This window comes from Micromonospora yongxingensis (assembly GCF_052601155.1).
Genome location: NZ_JBQXEO010000013.1, coordinates 1 through 21,514, shown reverse-complemented (window position 1 = coordinate 21,514; position 21,514 = coordinate 1). Strand labels below are relative to the sequence as shown.

Here is a 21,514-nt window from a genome sequence, read left to right as displayed (position 1 = left end):
GGTGAGTAGCGCTAACCTTGGCTATGCCATCTGACCGCCCGACCGGCCACCACCACGGTAACCTGCGCAAAGCCCTCCTGAGCGCCGCTCTGGAACTGGTGGCCGAACGGGGTTCCCAGGGGTTCACCCTGGCTGAGGCGAGCCGCCGGGCCGGTGTCAGCGTGGCGGCACCGTACAAGCACTTCGCGGACAAAGAGGCACTCTTGGCCGAGCTGGCGCGCGCCGGCTACGAGCAGCAGTACGAGTGCTTCTCCGGCGCGATGGCCGTCGAGGAAGACCCTGCCGAGCAGCTCGCCGCTTTCGCCGCCGCGTATGTGGAATTCGCCGCGACCAGCAAGGCGCTGTTTGACATCACTTTCGCCGCCGGCCTCAACAAGCGGCTCCATCCTGGGCTGGCACGGGCCGGTGACCGGGTTCTGCGCCTGCTCAGCCAGCCCGCCGGGCAGCTCGTTCAAGACCCTGACGAGGCGTTCGACCTCGTCCACGCGGTCGGCGCCACGGCGCACGGCTTTGCCACATTCCTCGCCGAGGGCATCTTCGGCGACCCGGCCGAGGCGCTGGAGCCCACCAAGCGCCGCGCCCGCCATGCTGCCCGCAAGCTGGTGACAGGCAGCGTCGACCGCCCAGACAGCTCGGAACAGACTCGTTGAGGCCGGTACCCGTACGCTGAGGGGTCTCTGGGTTGGTGCGCTCGGCGGCCGGCGGCTCTGGCCGTTCCGCGTCGAGGCAGGGCCGCGACAGCCGATCCCATCGGCCACTTCGCCGGTGACTACGGCCGGATCCGCACCGTACAGGTCGCCCCGACACACCACTGAACCTTTCGACCTGAGCCGTGCGGCGCTCGCGCACCGCCTCCGGCCTTGCGGTCCCCCCAGACCACAAGGGAGGTTGAAAAGGGTTCGGGGGCCAGGTGGCACTCGCCCTCCGAACCGGCTCCCCACACCCGCAGCTCGCGGTTGACCAGCGCACGAGCCTGCCGACTCCATCGACATCCGTGCATGAAGAGGTACTTTCGTCCGTCTCGGACGAAAGTTCGGTTGAGCCGACCGAAAGTTATAGACACGTGCACATGTCTTTTGTAGCGTCGGCCAGGTCGATTGTGTTTCGTCGCGGTTAACCGCGACGTCGGCGGCCCTGGCTGCCGGCCGACACCTGACCGCACCTGTCCCCTACCCGTGTCCTCCGCCCGTTTTCGACCAGGCAACCCCGAGCCGTCGGCAACCTGCTCGACGCCGCGGTGGCGGCGTGCGTCGCGACGGGCGACTCAGCCATGTCCGCACAGGTCCATCAAGGAGTTTGTTGGCTTCCTCGACCTGCCCCGACCAGTCCCGAGCAAGGAGAGGCAGATGAAGAGACGACTCTCGCTCGCAGTAGCGGGTCTGACGACCATCGCGCTCGTCGCCACCCCCACCGTCGCGACGGCCGCGCCGACCAGCCCGCCGCCGGAGAGCGACTTCCAGAAGGTGACCCTCAACGACAACCCGGGCGAGCCGATGGACCTCGCGGTGCTGCCCGACCGCCGGGTGCTGCACGTGACCCGCGCCGGTGAGGTCCGGCTGCACGACTCGGACACCGGCCGCAACACGGTCGCCGCGACCCTGAACGTCTACCGGCACGACGAGGAGGGCCTGCAGAACGTCGCGATCGACCCGAACTTCGGTAAGGCCGGCAACAACTGGGTCTACCTGTACTACTCCCCACCCATGAACACCCCGGTCGACGACCCGTCGACGCCGAACGTCAACGAGGGCGACGCGCCGGCCTGGGGCACCGCCGCGGACTTCGCGAGGTTCAAGGGCGCCCTCCGGCTGTCCCGGTTCCGGCTGGTCAAGGACAAGCTGGACCTCACCACCGAGCAGCAGATCCTCGATGTACCGGTCGACCGGGGCATCTGCTGCCACGTCGGCGGTGACATCGGCTTCGACGCCGAGGGCAACCTGTACCTGTCCACCGGCGACGACACCAACCCCTTCGAGTCCGGTGGCTACGCGCCGCTGGACGAGCGCCCGGGCCGAAACCCGGCGTACGACGCGCAGCGCACCTCGGCCAACACCAACGACCTGCGCGGCAAGATCTTGCGCATCAAGGTCGGCGCCAACGGCGGGTACAGCATCCCGGACGGGAACCTGTTCCCGCAGGGCACGGCCGGCACCCGTCCGGAGATCTACCTGATGGGCCTGCGCAACCCGTTCCGGATCGAGCTGAACCGCGAGACCGGCGACCTGTACGTCGCCGACTACTCGCCGGACGCGCGCCAGGCGGACCCGCTGCGCGGGCCGGCCGGGCACGGCAAGTGGCTCGCCGCCCGCGAAGCCGGCAACTACGGGTGGCCCTACTGCGCCACCGCGGCGCTGCCGTACACCGACTACGACTTCGCGACGGGCGTGTCCGGGGCGCCGTTCAACTGCTCCGCGCCGGTCAACGAGTCGCCGCACAACACCGGCCTGCGGGAACTGCCGCCGGTGGCGCAGCCGCAGGTGTGGTACACCTACGGCCGGTCGGCGCAGTTCCCCGAGTTGGGCACTGGCGGCATCGGCCCGATGGCCGGGCCGGCGTACCAGTTCAGCCCGCCAGGGACGCACGGTCGTGCGCCGGTGGCGTGGCCGGCCTACTACGACGGCGTCCCGCTCCTGGCCGAGTGGACCCGCGACTACGTGAAGGGCCTGCGGCTGGACGCCGGCGGCGACCTGACCGGAATCGAGCCGGTGCTGCCGTCGTTCACGTTCGACAACCCGATGGACCTGGAGTTCGGTCCGGACGGGGCGCTCTACGTGCTGGAGTACGGCGACGGCTACTTCAGTGAGAACCCGGACGCGCAGCTGGCCCGGATCGACTACACGGGTTGGACGGGCAACCACACTCCGGTGCCGCAGGTCTCGGCCACGCCCACCGCCGGGCTCGCGCCGCTGACCGTCACGTTCTCCAGCGACGGCACCACGGACTACGACGGCGACCGGCTGAAGTATGCGTGGGACTTCGACAACGACGGCAAGGTCGACTCGCGCGCGGCGAACCCGACGTTCACGTACCGGGACAACGGGCTCTACGACGCCACCCTGCGGGTGACCGACCCGGGTGGGCTTTCGGCCGCCGCGTCGGTGCGGGTGGTGGTCGGTAACGCTCCGCCGGTGGTGGAGCTCGTCAAGCCGGTCGCGGGCCAGCCCTTCGCCTTCGGCGACACCGTGCAGTTCGAGGTACGGGTGACCGACGACCAGCCGGTGGACTGCTCCCGGGTCAGCGTCACGTACATCCTCGGCCACGACACCCACGGACACCCGCAGACCACCGCGAACGGCTGCACCGGCTCGATCCAGACGACGGTGCCGTCCGGTCACGACCCGGCGACCGACCACCTGACCGGGGTGTTCGTCGCGTCGTACACCGACCCCGGCGGTGACGGCCTGCCGTCCCTGACCGGCACCGACGAGGTCGTCCTCGTTCCCAGCGCATAACGTTCGAGAAGGAGAGACCATGTGTTACGGACATGATGGGATGGCCGCGCTGCGGCGCTCCGTCGACCGGCGCAGCCTGCTGCGCGGCACGCTGGCCGTCGCCGCCGGCGTGGGGCTCGCCTCGTCCGGCCTCGGCGCGACGGCCGCGTCGGCCACCGCTCACGGGACCGGACGGCACCACGTACCCCCGGGTCTGATCAGCATCCAGCTGTGGACCGTGCGCGACGCCCTGTGGGGTGCGCCCGGCTACGACGCCACCCTCACCCACCTGGCCCGGCTCGGATATCCGCGCGTGGAGCTGGCGCTCGGCTACTTCGGTCGGACCGCCGCCCAGCTGCGCCAGTTCCTGGACGGCATCGGCATCAGTGCCAGTTCCAGCCACGACGGGATCAGCGGTACTGCCGCGGAGCTGGAGCAGAAGGTCCAGAACGCGGTCACCCTGGGCCAGCAGTTCATGGTGGTGCCCTACCTGTACTCCGAGAGCATGGACGACTGGAAACGCTGGGCGGAGCAGATGAACGTCGAGGCCGCCGCGGCGCGGGCGGCCGGCCTGCGCTACGGCTACCACAACCACGCCCACGAGTTCACCATCGACCTGGGCGGCGGCAAGCGGCCGTGGGACGTGTTGACCGCCGAACTCGACCCGAAACTCGTGCACCTGGAGGTCGACCTCTACTGGGCGGTCACCGGCGGCATCAACTCCGGCGACGGCGTCGCGGACCCCGAGGGCTTCACCCTCGACGTCATCCGCTCCGCGCCGCAGCGCGTCCTTCAGTACCACGTCAAGGACCGGGACGAGACCACCGGCGACATGGCCGACCTGGGTACCGGGACGGTCGACTTCGCCCGGATCTTCCGCGAGCACTCGGTCCTGGAGTACATCGTCGAGAACGACACCCCCGACGTGACACCGCAGCAGACGGCCGAGATCGGCTACCGCTACCTGCGCAAGCTGCGGTTCTGAGATACCTCCGAGAGGAGTGCTGACGGACACCGGGGCCGGCCGGAATTGCCGGCCCCGGTGCCCGACCGACATTTCATTCAATTGACTGCCGATAACCACTCTCTCCGTTCGAGAGAGTGGTTATCGGCATGCCTTTAAACCGTCGCGTCCGGCGCAATGTAGGCGGGGCCGGAATATTGACCCTTCGGAATTGATCTCATAGGGTGCAGGAAACGTGGAAAGCGCTTTCTTACCACCGTCCCCGACAAGGAGCGCGTGTATGAGACGCCAACGCACGCTACTGTTCGCCCTGCTCGCAGCCGTCACACTCCTGTTGCCGAGCACCGCGGCGACCGCTACCGAATTTACGACCGCCGCCAATTTCCGGGTGCTGGTCTTCTCCAAGGTCACGAACTTCTACCACGACTCCATCCCGGCCGGCGTCGCCGCCATCCGGCAGCTCGGCGACCAACAGGGATTCGCCGTCGAGGCGACCACCGACGCGGGCGCGTTCACCGACGCCAACCTCGCCCGCTTCGACGCTCTCGTGTTCAACAACACCAACTCCACCCCCGCGTCCGGCGACCTCCTCGACGCCGACCAGCGGGCCGCGCTGCAGAGATTCATCCGTAACGGTGGTGGCTGGGTCGGCCTGCACGCCGCGTCGGCGAGCGAGCGGAACTGGACCTGGTACGAGGGCCTGGTCGGGACCATCTTCGACCAGCACCCGGACTTCTCCGCCACGGGCGGCACCTTCCCGGGCCGGATCAAGGTCCTCGACCACGCCCACCCGTCCACGAAGGACCTGCCGGAGCTCTGGGAGCGCAGCGAGGAGTGGTACAACTGGCGCACCAACCCCACCGACAAGGTCCACACGCTCGCCCAGATCAAGGTGCGCGACGGCATTCCCGGGCTCGACGAGGGCACCGACCATGCCTACTCGTGGTGCCAGAACTACGACGGCGGGCGCTCCTGGTTCACCGCCGGCGGGCACAGCTCCTCGTCGTTTGAGGAGCCGGACTTCCTCGCGCACCTGCTGGGCGGCATCAAGTGGGCCGCCGGCGCGGCCCCCGGTGACTGCGGCGCCACCAAGACCACCAACTTCGAGCGGACCGCCCTGGTCAACCAGGACCTCTCCGACCCGTTCGAACTGGCGGTGGCGCCCGACCGCCGGGTCTTCTACATCGAGCGCACCGGCGCGCTGAAGGTCGTCAACCAGGACACCCTCGCGGTCACCACGCTGCTGGACTTCGCCTACACGCCGGCGCAGACCAGTCAGTCCGACGGCCTGCTCGGCATGACTCTGGACCGGCACTTCGCCCGGAACAACTGGCTCTATCTGCTCTGGTCCGACCGGGTGGAGAAGCACCTGAACCTGTCCCGCTTCACCGTCGACGGCGACAGCGTCAGCCTCGCCTCGGAGAAGCGCCTGCTCACGATCCCGACCTGGCGCGGTGAGGCTCGCGCCAACTCGCACATGGGCGGCTCGGTGACGATGGACCAACAGGGCAACCTGTACGCCGCGATCGGCGACAACACCGACCCCTTCGAGTCCAGCGGCTTCACCCCGATCGACGAGCGGACCGGCCGTCGCGCATACGACGCCCAGGGCACCGCCGGCAACACCAACGACCTGCGCGGCAAGATCCTGCGGATCAAGCCCCTGCCCAACGGCACGTACGCCATTCCCGACGGCAACCTGTTCGCCCCGGGCACGGCCCGCACCAAGCCCGAGATCTATGCGATGGGTATGCGGAACCCGTTCCGCATCACCGTCGACTCGAAGACGAACGCGCTGCTCGTCGCCGACTACGGCCCCGACGCCCGGTCCGCCAACCCGGCCCGGGGGCCGGAGGGCACGGTCGAGTTCAACCGGATCACCAGCGCCGGCAACTACGGCTGGCCCTACTGCATCGGCAACAACATCCCGTTCAACGACTACGACTTCGCCACCGCCACCTCGGGGCCGACGTTCGACTGCGCCGCGCCGGTCAACGACTCCCCCAACAACACCGGCCTGACCAACCTCCCGGCAACCCGGCCGGCTCTGGTCTCGTACGCCTACTCGGCCTCCCCGCAGTTCCCGGAGCTGGGCACGGGCGGCGGCGGCCCCATGAGCGGGCCCGTCTACGACTACGACCCGTCCAACAAGCGGCTGACGAAGTTCCCCCAGTACTACGAGGGCAAGTGGATCGTCTACGAGCTGACCCGCAGGTGGTTCAAGACGCTGTCGATCCACGACACCGCCCAGACGTTCAGCGATCCCCGCTTCGGTCCCACCAACCCCGGTGACCTGCAGTCCATCAACGGGATCCTCGGCAACATGTCGTGGATCCAGCCGTTCGAGGCGGAGTTCGGGCCGGACGGCTCCCTCTACGTCATCGACTTCGGCGAGGGCAGCGGCAGTGGTCGCGGCGGCAGCAACGAGGGCGCCGGCATCTACCGCATCGACTACGTCGCCAACAGCCGGCCGCCGGTGGCCAAGCTGGCCGTCGACAAGGACAGCGGCCCGGCGCCACTGACCGTCGCCTTCTCCAGCGCCGGCTCCAGCGGGCCGGACGGCACCGCCATCACCTACGCCTGGGACTTCGACGGCAACGGCAGCGTCGACTCCACCGCCGCCAACCCCAGCCACACCTACAGCACACCGGGGCGCTTCACCGCCCGGCTCACCGTCACCGCCACCAACGGGCAGACCGCCGTCGCCGTACAGGAGATCACGGCCGGCAACACGCGCCCGACGGTGACCCTCAGCGTCCCCGACGGGGCCTTCTTCGATTTCGGTGACCGCATCCCGTACACGGTGACGGTCACCGACCCGGAGGAGAGCACCATCGACTGCTCCAAGGTGGTCGTGCAGACCCAGCTCGGCCATGACTCACACGCTCACCCGCTGGACAACTACGTCGGGTGCGCCGGGGTGGCAGTGACCGAGAGCAACGGCGGCGACGGGCACGGCCCGGGACAGAACCTCTACACGCTGCTCTCCGCGCAGTACACCGACGGCGGGGCGAACGGGGCACCGAACCTGGTCGGCTCGACCCGGGCCGAGCTGCAGACCAAGAGCAAGGAGGCCGAGCACTTCGACGGCCAGAGCGGCATCCAGGTCCTCGACCGCGCGACAGCGAGTGCCGGCAAGCGCATCGGTGACATCGACAACGGCGAGTGGATCAACTTCGGCCCGGTCAACCTCCGCAACATCGACTCGGTCACCTTCGGAGTCGCCTCGGGCAGCAGCGGCGGCGACATCGAGATCAGGGCCGACTCCCCCACCGGCCAGCTCCTCGGCCGGGCCACCATCGGCGGCACCGGCGGCTGGGACAACGTCGTCTCGCCCACCGTCGAGCTGACCGATCCGGGCCGCACGACCACCCTCTACCTCGTCTTCCTCAACCCGAACCAGACGGGTGGCACCCCCGACCTGATGGCGCTGGACTGGCTGCGTTTCAACGGCGCCGGGGTACGCGAACAGACCGACGCCACGGTTACGGCCTCGGCCACGCCCACCACCGGCACCGCGCCGCTGGCGGTCGCCTTCGCCGGGACAGCCTCGCCTGCGGCCGGGCGCACCATCACGGATCACGCGTGGGACTTCGGCGACAACTCAGCCGTCGTGCACGGGGCGTCTGCCAGTCACACGTACGCCCGTCGAGGCACGTACACGGCACGACTGACCGTCACCGACAGCGTCGGGGCGACGACGTCCTCGATCGTGGTCGTGACGGTGAGCTGAGCGTCACCGGTGGCGGGGCGGAACGCCGCCCCGCCACCACCGACCCGGCGCGGCCCCGACAGCCTCCAGCAACCGCCATCCGTGGCGCTGCACTCGGTCGCCTGACCACCTGCCCCTGCGACTTCCGGGAGACAAACGATGAACGTCAGCTCCGCCCGCCCGTCCCACCATCGACCGCGAGCCCGTCACCTCGCCGTGTTGCTCGCAGCGACACTCCTGCCGTTCATTGCGGCTCCGGCGTCGGCCGCCGAACCCGACACGTCGGCCACGGAACAGGTCGCCGCCGACCTCTGCCCGTGGGGCTACACCACCTCGTCCACGGTCTTCTTCGGCCGCGGCGCCGACTCAGGCGTACCCAACCGCGACCTCGGCAACGGGTGCACCATCCTGGACGCCGTCTGGGCGAAGGCTCCGTTCGCCGACCACGGCAGCTTCGTGCGCACCGTCAGCGGCCTGACCAACGCGCTCCGGCAGGACGACGTCCTCACAGCGCAGGAGAGGGCGAGCATCGTACGAGCGGCAGCCGGCTCCGAGATCGGCACACCGCAGCCGGCATCGGGGACCCGCGCGCTACCCGACGACCGCATCGGCCTCGTCCTCTACACGGTCCGGGCCACCATGTCGAACGCACCCGAAGCCACCCTCGGCGCGCTCGCCGCGTGCGGCTACCGCAACGCGGAACCCTCGGGCGCGGTCAACAACTTCTACGGCAGGACGGCCACCGCGCTCGCGCCCCTGGTGGCCGACGCCGGACTGTCCGTTCCCTCCATCGGGATCGGCCTCGGCGACCTCCAAAACAACCTCGACGGCGTCATCGCCAACGCCAAGGCGTTCGGCGCGAAGTACGTCCGCATCTCCGGATCGGGCTCCTGGACCCTCGCCGACTACTCCAGGGTGGCCGTGACCCTCAACACCGTCGGCGCCACGCTCAAGCAGGCCGGCATCACCGTCGCCTACCACAACCACGGCTTCGAGTTCACCGCCCAGAACGGCGTACGCGGCTACGACGTGCTGGTCCGCGAGACCGACCCGAACCTGGTGGCGATGGAGCTCGACCTCTACTGGGCGGCCAGCGTCGGCGTCGATCCGGTGGAGCTGATCAAGCAGTACCCGGGCCGGTTCTCGCTGTTCCACGTCAAGGACATGGCCGCCGACGGCTCCTTCGCCGACGTGGGCGAGGGCACCATCGACTTCGCCCGCATCTTCGCCTACAGCCAGATGAGCGGCGTCGGCTTCTACCTGACCGAGAACGACAGCCCCCGCCCGGACGGCGTCTCGTCGGCCTGCGACAGCTACGCAAACCTCCGCGCCCTGCGCTACTGACAACTCCCACAGATTCGCCCGCCCGCAATCCTGTGGCACTTCGAGTCCGATGGCTGGCTGGTGGTGGGGACCGAGCATCTCGCCGGTCCCCACCCCGACCTGTCACCCAGCAGCGCGGATCTCGATCTGCTCCTAGCCGCACTGACAGCACTTCAGGAGGCCCCGGCGCCCGGCGAGCCGTGGTTCACCCCGGCACCTGGCTCGGGTTCTCGCTCGACGGCGGGCGGGCCGCGTCCGAGGAGGAACGGACGCGGCCCGCAGCGCAACCGTCAGGCGCTCGGCAGCGGCTCGATGTTCTGGTTCACCCGGAACAGGTTCTCCGGGTCGTAGCTGGCCTTGACCGCCCGCAGCCGCTCGTAGGTGGCGGTGGTGTAGGCGCCACGGACACCTTCGGCGGTGGCGTCGGCGGCGGTGAGGAAGTTGACGAAACGACGTCCGCTGTCCCACGGGGCCAGGTTCTGGAGCAGCTTCGCGGCGTACGTGTCGACCGCGGTCGCCTGGTCGGGGCCGGCGATGGCCACGGTGTAGAACAGGAACGGAAGCTGGTGGTGGTCGATCGCGCTCGGCGACCCGCCGGGACGCGCCAGGGCACCGCCGAGGTGCCGGATCTCGACCAGCACCAGTGGAGAGTTGGCGCCCGATCCGGCCAGCTCGACGATGGCGTCCACCGCCTCGGCCGGGAACTCCCGCAGCAGCGCGGACCGGTCATACATGGGGACCGGCGCGGGCGGGTCGGCGTGGATCGAACCGACCGCCGCGTACGGCATCTCGGCGACCGTGTCGATGATGCTCGGGGCGGCCGCGCGCAGCGGCTCGACCAACGGCTCCGCGTCGGCGGCGGTGCCCGCATACGCGATGCGGACGTGCACGGTCAACCGTCCCCGCAGCGGCTCGGGCACCTCGGGCAGGGGCGGCAGCCGGAGCAACGCGACCGAGGAGGTCATCTCGTCCGGAACCGTCGCGACCCACTCCCGCCAGGCGTTCAGCACCTGCGGGGCGTACTCACCGGGGAAGAAGAGACCACCGCCGTAGAAATGCGGCAACGGTACGAGGTCGAACTCGAGGGCGGTGACGACGCCGAAGTTCCCCTTCCCGCCGCGCAGTGCCCAGAACAGGTCCGGCTCGCTCGACGGGGTCACCTGGCGCAGCTCGCCGTCGGCGGTGACCAGGTCGATGGCGCGTACCCGGTCGGAGGCGTACCCGTACGCGCGGCCCAACGGGCCGAGCCCGCCACCGAGCGTGTAGCCGACCACCCCGACGGTCGGGGACGCACCGTTGAGCGGCGCCAGGCCGAACGGCGCCGCCGCCGCCACAACCTGCTCCCAGCGGGTGCCGGCCTGGACCCGGGCAACCCGGTTCACCTCGTCAATGGTGACGGCGTCCATCCGCCGGGTGGCGATCAGCACCGCCCCGTCCGAGGCCATCGGCGTTCCGTGGCCGGTGGCCAGGACGGCAACCGGCAGCCGCCGCCGCGCCGCGAACCGTACCGCCGCCTGCACGTCCGCGGCGGTGACCGCCCCCACCACCACGGCCGGGCGGTGCGGGTGGGCGAGGTTGTACGTGGCGCACTCCCCCTCGTAGCCGGCGTCGCCGGGCAGGAAGACGGTTCCGGTGACCTCGGCACCGAGTTCGTCCGCCTCGTGGCGCTGAATCTGGACCCCGTCAGGCCGGGAAGATGGCGTGGGCATGTGCGCTCCAAGGTCGATCGGTTTCGCGTCGCCTGTAGGAATCCGGCGACCGGGCGATCGCACCATCGCGTGATCTACGACTGATGGACGACGCGTGGACACGGCCGGCGGTGCCCCGGTGACTGGACCACCCTCCCACCAGGCAGTCAGACGACAGCGCGTAGCGCCGCCGGGTCGGCGTGGAGCGCCTGCGCGACCATCGCCAGTTCCCGGTGCAGTGCCCGCGCCACGGTCGGGTTAGCCTCGCCCTGGTCGATCGCGGTGAGCAGGTGCCGGCGGCGCTCCGACAGCCACCTCCCGGCGGCCTCCCGGTCGCGGAAGGTGAGGCCAGCGACGTCGAGCACCCGAACCCCCGACCCGACCACACCGACCGTGTCCAGGGCGTTGCGCGCGCTGGCCAACAGGAAACCGACATACCTGGCGACTGCCGCGTCACAGGCGGCGATGCCGTCCTGGGAAAACGCCCGCTGCCGCGCCCAGGGCCGGATCAGGCCGAGGTAGTGGTAACGGCGTGAGCCGTCGGGCTCGATCAGGTGCAGGTCGGCGAGGGACTCGAGGGCCTCCACCGCGGTGTTCGGTTCGACGTCGAGGATCGCCGCCGCCGACATGATCGACACGTCCGGAGCATCGGCCAGGGCGATCAGCCGGAAGGCGCGGGCCAGCGTGTCGTCCAGCCGCCGGTACGCCCGCTCGATCGGGGCGGCGGCGATCCGGCAGTCCTCGAACATCGGCTGACCCGAATCACCGTTGAGGTACTTGTCCACGTACAGGTAGTGCTCGACGGCGGCCAGGCTGCCCCGGGGTCTGCTCGCGAGTCGCGCGGCCGCCATCCGCACCGGAAGCGGCAGGTACGAGAACTTCCCCGTCAGCCGGGTCACCATGTCGAGGTCGTCGCTCACCCGGTCGCGGCCGGCGACCCGCTCGAAGAGGGCCAACGCCTCGTCTGGCTCCAGTACGTCGAGCCGCAGCCAGTGTGAGCTGGGCAGGTCGACAAGTCGGCGCTGACTGGTGATGACCATGGCGCACCCGGGTGACATCGCCAGCAGCTCACGAACCTGGGCGCTGTGCTGGACGTCGTCCAGGACGACGAGTACCCGCCGGCCGCGAAGCATGCTCCGCCAGAGGGCCGCCCGCTGACCGACGAGGTCCGGCAGCTCACGGAGCGGGACGCCGAAAGCCTGGAGCAGGAATTCCAGCACCAGACCCGGACCGACCGGCTGGCCGCCCTCGTCGGTTAGGTCGACGTAGATTTGCCCGTCGGGGAAGTGGTTTCGCACCGCGTGCGCCAGATGAACGGCGAAGGCGGTCTTGCCCACCCCGGCCAGCCCGTCAACGCCGAGCACCGTGGTCGCGTCGGGGCGGGTCAACAGGTGGACGGCGCGGGCAAGGAGGTCGGCGCGTCCTGTGAAGTCCGGCAGGTCCGGCGGAAGCTGGGACGGTGCCGAGAGCGGCTGGTCCAACGGCGGCGGATTGGCTGCCACGGCGTCCAGGTCCCGGTCCGCCGCGAGGATCCGCTGGTAGAGGTCGCGCAGTGCCGGTCCCGGGTCGATGCCCAGCTCGTCGGCGAGGAGTCGCCGGGCGTCCTGGTAGACGTCTATCGCCTCGGCCTGTTGACCCGACCGGTAGAGCGCCAGCATGAGCAGTTCGCGCAGCCGCTCACGAAGGGGGTGCTCCGCGACCAGCTCGGTCAACTCGATGGCCACCTGTTCGTGGCGGCCGAGCTGGAGGTCGAGGTCGAACCGCCCCTCGATTGCGGCCAGTTGCAGCGACCGGAGGCCGGTGCGGCGACCGTCGGCGAAGGACCCCTTGATGCCCACAAGCGGCGTGCCCTGCCACAGGTCGAGGGCGTCGCGCAGTTCGGTCGCCGCCCGCGCCAGGTCACCGGCGCGTCGGGCCTTCTGGGCCTGCGCAAGCCGGTGGCGGAACATGCCGAGGTCGAGGACCTCGGCCGGAACGCGTACGACATAACCACCGGCGACCGATTCGATGACCAGGGGCGACCCGTCGCCGCCCAGCACCTTCCGGAGCCGGTAGACGTAGGTCCGTACGGTCCCGACTGCCGTACGCGGCGGGTCGTCTCCCCATACGCCGTCGACCAGTGTCTCGGACGAGACCTGCACACCATCGCTCAGCAGCAGGATCGCCAGGACCGCCCGTTGCTGCGGCGATCCGAGGTCTATCTCCCGTCCGTCCCGCCAGGCTCGTACCGGACCCAGCACCGCGAGCCAAAGTCCTCGCTCAGCAGCCACGCTCGTGCCCCCTCCACCGCCTGTCGGGCAGCTCGCCGGAAAACAGCCACGCACGCCCCGCCGGCTCGGCTGCTCCGCCGGTCGCGGTGACCGCTTCCCCCGCGCAGGGCGGACACCCTGGCAAGGATGAAGTGCTTCAAGATCCTGCGCGACTACCACCGCGCCGCCCGAACATTGACCGACACCGCTTCCGGCATCGCACACCCGCACAACATCATCCTGGCAGGCTGACCCCCAGCCCTTGCCAGGCAACGCCTCCACTCGTACGGGACGTCCTTCAGCCCGGCAAACTGTTGCTGTAGCGCGTCGACAGTCTGATGATCCAGAGATTCGCCCCCTCCTCAGATATTCCGCGTCATCTCGACAGGTTGCGCTGCAGCACTCGCCGACGCGTCCGGGTAGTCCGTGGAACGGCTGACATCGGCCCACTGCCGGGCCTCCGCGAGCCGTTTCTCGCCCGACTCCAGCGCGAGCCCCAGGGCGTCGCCGCCGAGCAGCAGCCGACGCGGCGGCTCCTTGGAGTCCACGACGTCGATGATCGCTCGGGCCATGCGGGCGGGGTCGCCCGGCTCGTTGCCGGCGTAGTCGGCGAACATGGTTCGCCACTGTCCGACGATCTGCTCGTAGTCGGCCTGGGTACTGCCGGAGGCCAGCGCCGCGCCCCCGGCCCAACCGGTACGGATGCCGCCCGGCTCCACGATGGTCACCTTGATGCCCAGCGGGGCCACCTCGTTCGCCAGGACCTCGGAGAAGCCCTCAACCCCGAACTTCGCGGTCTGGTACGCGCCGAGTCCGGGAGTGCCGCCGACGCGGCCGCCGATGGACGAGATCTGTACGAAGTGTCCCGAGCGCCGGCCTCGCAGGACTGGCAGCGCCGCCCGGGTCACGTTGATGACGCCGTACAGGTTCGTCTCAATCTGCGCACGCAACTCATCCTCTGGGAAGTCCTCCAAGGAATTGCTGGTGGCGTAACCGGCGTTGTTCACGACCACGTCGAGGGAACCGAAACGCTCGACCGCCGCCGCGACCACGTTCCGGGCCTCGGAGGGTGACGTGACGTCCAGCGCCACGGTCTCCAGCCGCTCCGGGTGCTCGGCCTTCAGATCGGCCAGCACCTCCGGCCGACGCGAGGTCACCATGACCTGGTCACCCGCAGCCAGCACCGCAACCGTCAGCGCCTTCCCCAGTCCCTGGGAACCACCGGTGATCAACCAAGTCCGTCGCATGGCGTACCACTCCTAATTTCATACGAACGTGTGAGTATCCGCCTCAGCAGAAGCGCTCTATCACTGTAGAGGTTCCGCCGCCTAAACGCCACAGGCATGTGGCGGCAAGCGGGCTCTGTCACTTCGGCGAAGTCGCTGATGGCGTTCAAAACGCCGCAGTGATAGGGTCGGGGAGACTATGAGAGCTGATGCCGCACGCAATCTGTCGGCGGTCCTGCGCACGGGTGCCCGACTGCTGGCTGAGGATCCGAGCACGTCCGTGGCAGCCATCGCCAACGCGGCGGGGGTGGACCGCACCACTGTCCATCGGCGCTTCGTCAGCCGGGAAGCCCTCCTCACAGCCGTATTCCAGGCGAAACTCGACTCCACCGAACAGGTCCTAGACGAGGCGCGACTCACGGAGGCGCCGGTGCCGGTCGCACTGCACCGCTACGCGGAGGGCATCATCCCCGTCAGCCGTGAGTGGCCGGTCGACACGGCCCGCTTGATGCAGCAGAACCCTGACGCGCGCCAACGGCGTCAGGGCCAGAGCGAACGGCTGAATGACTTCCTCCAACGTGCCGTCGATGAAGGCTTCCTGCGCTCGGACGTGCCCCTGGAATGGGTGCGGGCGGTCCTCGACCAACTGGTGGCCAGTGCTGCCCATCAGTTCCCCGACCTGGCGCCCCCGCAGGCGGCCGACGTCGTCGTGGACACGTTCCTCAACGGCCTCGGCAGAGCCTGACCCTCGCCCGCGCCCGAGGAGGCGCAGCCGCGCGGACACCTCGGCGGCGACCCGCCCCGACGCTGTTGGCGGCGGGTGAACGCCAGGGCCCTGTCCCCGCAGGCGCTCTTGGCAATGGGGTCGGCCTGCGGATTCGAATTGGGCGTGCGGCCCGTCGACCGTGTCGACGCCCAGGGCGCAGTTGCCTGGCACCACCAACCGTCGCGCATGTGGCTGGCGCAGCCTTCGCGGGGGCCCGCCGGCCCGGTGTCCGGCATCAAGTTGATTAGCCGGCACGAACCGGAGTTCTCGGTCGTCATGCCTCGCCCCTTGGCATCCTGAACCGTCCAGCGGCCGGCACAACAAATGCTCCTCAAAGAGGTCTGCCGCGTCCAACAACCTTTTGCTGTCGCAGCCACAGTCTGATCCTGTTGTCGCTTTCCATTGCCATGAAATCGGCGCCTCGTCGAAAGCGCGTCAGGGTGAGGTGGGCGTCGGTCGCCATGGGACTCCGGGTTAGCCGACCTCGCCACGTACGGCTTGTCCCATGGTTGCGACGACCTGCTCGGCGCGATCCAGCGCTGCGGGCGTCGGGAACGGGCGGCGCGCTGGGGGAATCACCAGGGCAGCCGCCAATATGAGACCTATTGCGCGTGCCAGGGCAAGAAAGTAGCGCACTTTACCCAGCTCAGTGGGGGTCACAGGAGCAGCCTGTAACTGCTACAGGAAGCGAGTGTTGGACGATCCGCGCGCCGGTGGTGAGGATGGTTCTCGCAAGCAGTTACAGAGAACCGGCACCGATCAGGAAGCAAAGACATGACAGATCAGACCCAGGGCCGCGTGTGGCTTATTACAGGATGCTCAAGCGGTTTCGGCCGTGAGATTGTGCGCGCCGCAGTGGCGGCGGGTGACCGGGTGATGGCGACAGCGCGCCGTCCCGAAACTCTTCAAGACCTTGCCGATCTCGGCAACGGGCAGGTCAGCACCTGCGCTCTGGACGTCACCGATCCCGACTCGATTCAGGTCGCGGTAAAGTCGACGCTGGCACTATTCGGCCGGATCGACGTCCTTGTCAACAACGCCGGATTCCTCATGATGGGCGCCGTCGAGGAAATCACCATGCAACAGCTGCGCGAGCAGATGGAGGTTCTGTTCTTCGGCGCCGCCGAGACAACGAAGGCTGTACTGCCAAGTATGCGCGAGCGGGGCAGCGGAACGATCGTGCAGATGAGCTCGATGGGTGGACAGACAAGCTTCCATGCCTTCGGGGCCTACCATGCCGGAAAGTTCGCCCTGGAAGGCTTGTCACAGACACTGGCGGGAGAAGTCGCCCCACTTGGGGTGCGAGTCCTGATGGTGGAACCGGGATCATTCCGCACCCAGATCAACAGCAACAAGACCGAGTCATCGGTCATCGACGCCTACAGTGGGACCGCCGGGGCGTTCCGCAGCTACGTCAACGCGATGCAAGGCTCCGAGGAAGGCGACCCCGCCAAGGCCGCGGCTGCCATTGTCACCGCGGTTGACAGCGACAATCCGCCCCTTCGACTCGCGCTGGGTGGTGACGCGGTCGACGGGCTCCGCGCCGAGCTCGAATCGCGTCTAGCCGACCTGACCGCTTGGGAAGAGCTGAGCCGGTCGACCGCAGCGTCCTGACACGCTGTGCGTGTGGCTGAGCCTGGCCGGCTTGATTCCTACTGCCGGGCCGGGGTTGTCGGACTCCCGGTCTAGGTTTCCGCGTTCCTGCGGCCGGACGTGCTCTGTACGTCCGGCCGCAGGAACGCCGAGCGCCTGACCATGCCCCACAACGCGGTCGGCCTCTGGGTTTGGATGACCCGGTGGCGCGGTTGGCGTACCCCAGATCATGAGCTGACCCGGGAAGTCGCCGACCTGCTTGCCCGGCTCCGAATCACCGCCGACGGATAGTTCGGCCATCGCCGACCGCCGTCGGCTCAGGTCTCCGTCATGTGTTGCCCGGGTTGCTCTCGACATCGCTGATCTTTATGCTCCTGGGCGTCAAGAGTGGTCAGCGTCAAGCCTCCCGGCTTGCTGACCCGGCAACCGCGCCACCCGCGCACGGTGCCTCCGGGGGAAGACCAGGCCGGCCGCAAGCTGCGGTACGGCAAGAGCGGGTGCCTCGGGCACCGGAAGGCGAGTTCACCGTGCCATTCGGAGAGCTGGACCTGGCTGCTTTCGCGGTCTGCCTGGCCTGCGGGCACCTCCGCGATGGCGCGCCGCGCGGGCAGCGGTGCCGCTGCCAGCCGCGTACGCCGGAGTGGGAGCAGCAGTGGCAGGGGCAGGACATCTCAAGTGACCTCGACCTGTGCGTGTTGTGCGTCCGAGACACGGTGACCACCCGAACCCGGTGGTCGTGGCTGGCCTGCGAAACCTGCCGACACGTCTCGCAGGTCGTCGGGGAACGGTACGGCCACCGCGCCGCACTGCCGCTGGGCCGGCACTCGCTCATGAACGGCGACGTGGTCCAGCCGCAGACGGCCACGACCACCGAGGTCGCCGCCTCGCTGGTGGCCTCCGTGCGGCGTTGCAACGGGCTGCGCGAGTGGCAGCAGGTGGAGTTCGACCGGCTCGCCGAGCCACTTCGCGTGGCCGCTTCGAGCGTGCCGCTGACCGAGTGGCAGCGAAGATGGCCGCCCTCGCTCGGAGCGAGCGTCGACGCTTTCGACCGCTACGGCGTCATGCCGGTCCCCCACGACCTCAGCAGCCTCCGGCAGGCCCAGACCGAGTTCCTGTCCACCGCTCGTTGATCGCCGGTCCGGGCAGGACCTTTGTGAAGATCAGGACATCCTCGTGGGTGATCAGGTGCAGCGGGCTACCGGCAGCGCGTGCCTTCCGTACGGCTTGGAGTTGGAAGAACGACGGTCGGGCAACGAGCTGCCCGTCGCGGACTGCCGCCAGGAGGGCCACGCACCGCTCGGTCGGTACCAGGCCCGCGCGGACGCCGGCGGCGATGACGGCGGAGGGCAGGTCGACAAGCTGACCGTTTTTGCGCCACGGCCGGGCGGTGACCACCACGGTGCCGCCGGGGCGCAGCAGGTCGGCGCAGCCGGCGAGGATCTGCGCGAACCCGTCGGTGAGGCCGGTGAGGTCGCGGTACGCGAGGTTGCCCTTGTCGGTGCCGTCGTTGTAGGCGTTGTCGAACTTCGCCACCCCGTCGATGCCGGGCCGGACAAGGCCGTGGACGGTAGGCCCGTACGGCGGTGAGGTGACCACGAGGGCGACCTGTCCGGTGAGTGCGGCCGGTAGCAGGGACCGCAGCCGGGTGGCGTCACCGCGAAGGACGGAGCCGCGGCCGGTGGCGCCCTGGGTGTGGGCGTGGCTGATGTTCGCATCAGCGATGTCGGACCAGCGAGATTCGTACTCCACGCCGATGGCGTCGCGGCCGGCGTGCACGGTCTCGACGAGGGTCGTGCCGATCCCGCACATTGGGTCGAGCACGAGGTCGCCGGGCTGGGTGTAGGCGTGCACGGCGTGGGCGGCGATCGCTGGGAGCATCCGGGCAGGGTGCTTGACGGACTCGGCCACGTACCGGCCGCGGCGTTGCACCGGACCTGTCTGTTGGGCGGTGGCCCACACCGACAGACCGTCAATGTGCCGTTCGCCGTCGGCTCGGTGGCGGCCCTCGTAGGTGCGATGCTGTCCGCTGGCGGCGCCGGTCGGGATCGGCTCGTCCGGGCCGGAGTGGTGGGAATACTCAGCCACGGTTGCCACCACCCTTCCGCCGGGCGTGGGGTGCGGAGATGTGGTGCTGGCTGAAGACGAGCAGGTCGGCGTGCACCCGCAGGTGCGACACCGCCCAGTCCTGCTCGCCGGCCTGCTGGGCGAGGGTGAGCAGTTCCTCGTCGGTGAGGTGGTAGACGAACGCGTCGCCGTCGGTGTCCGCAGCGACGGCGACGATGTGCTGCAGGTAGCCCAGGCCGACCGACGCGGCGGCGGTGGCGACCGGGGTGAAGTCCTCGGGCTGGGAACTGGTGGTGGGGACGGTGACGACGAGGACGAGGCAGCCGCCGGGGCACAGCAGCCTGGCGCAGGCGGTCAGTAGCCACGCCAGCCGGATCCGGTTGGTCGTGTCGGTGGGGTCGAGGGGCCAGCTGGCTACGACCAGGCTGGTCGCCTCAGCCAGGGATGCGGAATTGGGTGCGGCGGGGGCCGTGGCGCTGGGCAGGTCGGTGTCGGTGAGGTCGTCACCGAACCAGGCGCTCATGTCCGGCAGGTCGCCGTCGTGGGAGAGGGTGGCTGGGTCGGGGCGGCCCGGCGGAGTGGCGGGTCCGATGATCAGGCTGGACGCGTCGGTGAACCAGCCCGGGTGGTGCCGGCGGCCGCCCGTGCGGCAGACGGCTGCCAGGGCGTGGTCGCCGGTAAGGTCGACGACCACCTCACCGGGGCGGCTGTAGGCGGCCACGAGCCGGTAGGCCAGTCGGGCGCCGACGCTGCGGCCGGCGTCGGTCTCGGTACGGGCGGTGCGCCACACGGTGACCGGCACCGGCGGGTCGCCGGCGATCAGGTCGATCAGGGTCGGGTCGACATCGTGCGGGTCGGCCGGGCGGGCAGGGTCGGGGCGGTGCGGCGTGTGCTCGCTCATGTGGTGTCGGCTCCGCGCCGCGCCGTGGTGCGCTGACATCCTCAAACCGGCGCTTGTCAGCTCTAGCGGAGACCCCTCGATCTGACAGAGGACTGACAGTGCCGTCTGCGGAGCACTGTCGCGGTCCGCGACGTCGGTCGCCCCGGTGCTGTCAGAGCAGCGCCGCACCGGCGTGGCCGGCACTGACAGAGCGTGGCCCGCTCCGTGACAGATGCCCGCGCGGCGCGCGCGCTGTCATGCCATGTCGGCGAGGACAGCGCCGCGGCGTCGTGTCATCCGGGACGGTGTCACTGCCAGCCGCGGTCCGTGGCCGGGGTGTCGCCGTGACCGACAGGGGTGCCACCCGCGTCGCTGTCCGACCGAGGCTGTCTGACAGTGGGCAGCTGTCAGACGCAGTCGCGGTGGCCCGCTCGTCCGTCAGGCCACTGTCAGACGCTCATGGCGAGCTCGACCGGGCTCCCCAGGCCTGACGACACCGGGCCCGCCAACAGCGACATGCAGGTATCTACTCGCAGGTCAGCGGCGGTTTGTCAGACCGCCGTCAAGGCCGGCGCCGGGTGTCGTCAGGTGGTCGGGCCGGCGCGGACAGCGCGTCGCCGAGATTATGGCCTGCGCTGTCAGAGGGCCGTGAGGTTGTCGTGGCGCAATCGGTGCCATCACGCCTAGGCGAACGCGCCCAGCGGATCCTCGACGACTTTCTCTGACATGGAGTGTGGACATGAGCGTGTCCGAGCAGGACTGGCCCGACTCCCCGCTGGACGCTGTCGACGCCGCCTTCACGGCGCTGACGACCGGCCCCCAGCCGATGACACTCGACATGGACGCTCTCGGACCCGACACCGGCCTTCCGGCCGGTGTCATGACACTCCCGGCGCTGCGTGACTGGCTCCTGGATCGTCCCCGTGCCTACGCGGCGCGGGACGCGGTGTGGCGGGACCTGGTGCGCCGTGCCCGCCTCGACGGCCCGTCCTGGGTGGTTGTGGCGGTGGCGATGGCGATGCCCGCGCTGCGGCGTCACGCCGGCCGCCTTCATTCTGGTTGGTCCGGTGACGGCGCCGACCTCGACGCGGAAATCCTCACCGGTTTCCTCACCGCGCTGCGCGACCGCGTCGACCTGGCCAAGCCCGCCCCGTATGCGGCGTTGTGCATGGCGGCCTGGCGGGCCGGGCACGAGTTGCGCCAGCGCGCCGGCTCCGCGGTGCCCGTCGAGGACGTCGAGCACGTCACCGGACCCCGTACCCCGCACGTCCCGTACGGCCACCCTGACCTCCTCGTGCGCCGCGCTGCGCGACTCGGCCTGCTCGAGCACACCGACCTTGAGCCCTACATCGATCTGCGGTTGGGTCGACGGGCGATCGAACCTATCGCCGCGCGCCTGGGCATCACCGTCGACGCCCTACGCAAGCGCATGAACGGCATCGACGAACGCCTCGCCGACGCCCTCGCGAAGGGGCTACTCACTAGCGTCGTGTCCCCGAAGGCACGCGAGTACCTGCAGAGCCGGTCCGTACACCGCACGAAGACTCGCACCGGCCTCGCCGCCGCCTCCCAGAGGCGGACGGAGGCGGCGAGAGCGGCAGTTGCCTGACCTGCGTGA

General features: G+C 69.5%; 14 protein-coding genes, 1 pseudogene and 1 riboswitch. Of the genes and pseudogenes, 10 read left to right on the top strand and 5 right to left on the bottom strand.

Going from position 1 to position 21,514, the window contains the following annotated elements:
• Positions 1-23 precede the first annotated feature (23 nt).
• The 5 genes from ACTWLT_RS17240 (at position 24) to ACTWLT_RS17220 (ending at position 9,451) form a co-directional block, all read left to right on the top strand.
• Entirely contained in the window at positions 24-650 is a 627-nt protein-coding gene (locus ACTWLT_RS17240; RefSeq protein WP_445319262.1) for a TetR/AcrR family transcriptional regulator, read from the top strand.
• A gap of 696 nt (positions 651-1,346) precedes the next feature.
• The gene (locus ACTWLT_RS17235; protein ID WP_445319261.1) at positions 1,347-3,452 is read left to right on the top strand and encodes a PQQ-dependent sugar dehydrogenase; all 2,106 of its coding nucleotides are present in this window, start codon (positions 1,347-1,349) and stop codon (positions 3,450-3,452) included.
• A gap of 19 nt (positions 3,453-3,471) precedes the next feature.
• Positions 3,472-4,416 carry a sugar phosphate isomerase/epimerase family protein gene (locus ACTWLT_RS17230; protein ID WP_445319260.1) on the top strand — a complete coding sequence of 315 codons (945 nt, stop codon included), beginning with the start codon at positions 3,472-3,474 and terminating at the stop codon, positions 4,414-4,416.
• A gap of 259 nt (positions 4,417-4,675) precedes the next feature.
• Positions 4,676-8,128, top strand: a complete 3,453-nt coding sequence (locus ACTWLT_RS17225) for a ThuA domain-containing protein (RefSeq protein ID WP_445319259.1) — start codon at positions 4,676-4,678, stop codon at positions 8,126-8,128.
• 138 nt (positions 8,129-8,266) lie between these two features.
• Positions 8,267-9,451 (top strand): sugar phosphate isomerase/epimerase family protein, encoded by a 1,185-nt coding sequence (locus ACTWLT_RS17220; protein ID WP_445319258.1) that lies wholly within the window; start codon positions 8,267-8,269, stop codon positions 9,449-9,451.
• Between the two features lie 269 nt (positions 9,452-9,720).
• Here the strand turns inward: ACTWLT_RS17220 and ACTWLT_RS17215 are convergent, their stop codons facing one another.
• Together ACTWLT_RS17215 and ACTWLT_RS17210 are read right to left on the bottom strand one after the other, a co-directional pair.
• Complete coding sequence (locus tag ACTWLT_RS17215) at positions 9,721-11,139, bottom strand: FAD-binding oxidoreductase (protein WP_445319257.1); 1,419 nt, start codon at positions 11,137-11,139, stop codon at positions 9,721-9,723.
• Positions 11,140-11,285: 146 nt separating this feature from the next.
• On the bottom strand, positions 11,286-13,388 hold the full coding sequence (locus ACTWLT_RS17210; RefSeq protein WP_445319256.1) for an AfsR/SARP family transcriptional regulator: 2,103 nt from the start codon (positions 13,386-13,388) through the stop codon (positions 11,286-11,288).
• Positions 13,389-13,502: 114 nt separating this feature from the next.
• Between ACTWLT_RS17210 and ACTWLT_RS17205 the strand changes: the two are divergent.
• A pseudogene (locus ACTWLT_RS17205) lies at positions 13,503-13,619 on the top strand (IS5/IS1182 family transposase); the annotation flags it as partial.
• A 110-nt stretch (positions 13,620-13,729) separates the two neighbouring features.
• Here the strand turns inward: ACTWLT_RS17205 and ACTWLT_RS17200 are convergent.
• Positions 13,730-14,614 carry an oxidoreductase gene (locus ACTWLT_RS17200; RefSeq protein WP_252414201.1) on the bottom strand — a complete coding sequence of 295 codons (885 nt, stop codon included), beginning with the start codon at positions 14,612-14,614 and terminating at the stop codon, positions 13,730-13,732.
• Positions 14,615-14,792: 178 nt separating this feature from the next.
• Between ACTWLT_RS17200 and ACTWLT_RS17195 the strand changes: the two genes are divergently transcribed.
• The 3 genes from ACTWLT_RS17195 (at position 14,793) to ACTWLT_RS17185 (ending at position 18,082) form a co-directional block, all read left to right on the top strand.
• Complete coding sequence (locus ACTWLT_RS17195) at positions 14,793-15,338, top strand: TetR/AcrR family transcriptional regulator (RefSeq protein ID WP_445319255.1); 546 nt, start codon at positions 14,793-14,795, stop codon at positions 15,336-15,338.
• 795 nt (positions 15,339-16,133) lie between these two features.
• Positions 16,134-16,973 (top strand): oxidoreductase, encoded by an 840-nt coding sequence (locus tag ACTWLT_RS17190; RefSeq protein WP_252414203.1) that lies wholly within the window; start codon positions 16,134-16,136, stop codon positions 16,971-16,973.
• A 358-nt stretch (positions 16,974-17,331) separates the two neighbouring features.
• Positions 17,332-17,452: riboswitch (SAM riboswitch) on the top strand.
• 27 nt (positions 17,453-17,479) lie between these two features.
• Positions 17,480-18,082 (top strand): hypothetical protein, encoded by a 603-nt coding sequence (locus ACTWLT_RS17185; RefSeq protein WP_445319254.1) that lies wholly within the window; start codon positions 17,480-17,482, stop codon positions 18,080-18,082.
• Here ACTWLT_RS17185 and ACTWLT_RS17180 read toward each other — a convergent pair.
• Together ACTWLT_RS17180 and ACTWLT_RS17175 are read right to left on the bottom strand one after the other, a co-directional pair.
• Positions 18,033-19,037 carry a TRM11 family SAM-dependent methyltransferase gene (locus tag ACTWLT_RS17180; RefSeq protein ID WP_445319253.1) on the bottom strand — a complete coding sequence of 335 codons (1,005 nt, stop codon included), beginning with the start codon at positions 19,035-19,037 and terminating at the stop codon, positions 18,033-18,035. The genes ACTWLT_RS17185 and ACTWLT_RS17180 overlap by 50 nt on opposite strands.
• Complete coding sequence (locus tag ACTWLT_RS17175) at positions 19,030-19,917, bottom strand: hypothetical protein (protein ID WP_445319252.1); 888 nt, start codon at positions 19,915-19,917, stop codon at positions 19,030-19,032. The genes ACTWLT_RS17180 and ACTWLT_RS17175 overlap by 8 nt, the downstream gene beginning before the upstream one ends.
• Positions 19,918-20,635: 718 nt before the next feature.
• Between ACTWLT_RS17175 and ACTWLT_RS17170 the strand changes: the two genes are divergently transcribed.
• The gene (locus ACTWLT_RS17170; protein WP_445319251.1) at positions 20,636-21,505 is read left to right on the top strand and encodes a hypothetical protein; all 870 of its coding nucleotides are present in this window, start codon (positions 20,636-20,638) and stop codon (positions 21,503-21,505) included.
• Positions 21,506-21,514 lie beyond the last annotated feature (9 nt).